This is a genomic window from Salinivibrio sp. KP-1, assembly GCF_000968645.1.
Lineage (GTDB): Bacteria > Pseudomonadota > Gammaproteobacteria > Enterobacterales > Vibrionaceae > Salinivibrio > Salinivibrio siamensis.
Genome location: NZ_LAQR01000034.1, coordinates 1 through 327, shown reverse-complemented (window position 1 = coordinate 327; position 327 = coordinate 1). Strand labels below are relative to the sequence as shown.

Sequence of the window (327 nt, the reverse complement as noted above, 5' to 3'; positions counted from 1 at the left end):
TCTTCCGATCTAGGTGACAGACACCATCACCCTCACCGCAAGCGATAACACACAGCAAGATATTGTTATCACCATTACCGGCACCGACGACTTACCTGAAGTCACCGGTAACTTTACCGGCTCAGTCACCGAAGGCAACGTGGGCGATGCCGCGGTCACTGCAAGTGGCACCATTGCGATCAGTGATGTCGATGGCGACGACGCGCCAACCTTTGCCGACGTCACACAGGCAGGTACCTATGGCTCACTCGACCTGGTGAACGGCAGCTGGACTTACACGCTTGATCAATCTGCCGTGCAGAACTTAGATGCCGGTGATGAGGTGAC

Annotated in this window: 1 protein-coding gene; it reads left to right on the top strand. The window is 55.4% G+C overall.

Annotation, left to right across the window (positions count from 1 at the left end; translation table 11 throughout):
- Nucleotides 1-13: 13 nt before the first annotated feature.
- The coding region (locus WN56_RS08695) for a VCBS domain-containing protein (protein ID WP_046074626.1) at nucleotides 14-327 on the top strand (314 nt) is incomplete at its 3' end.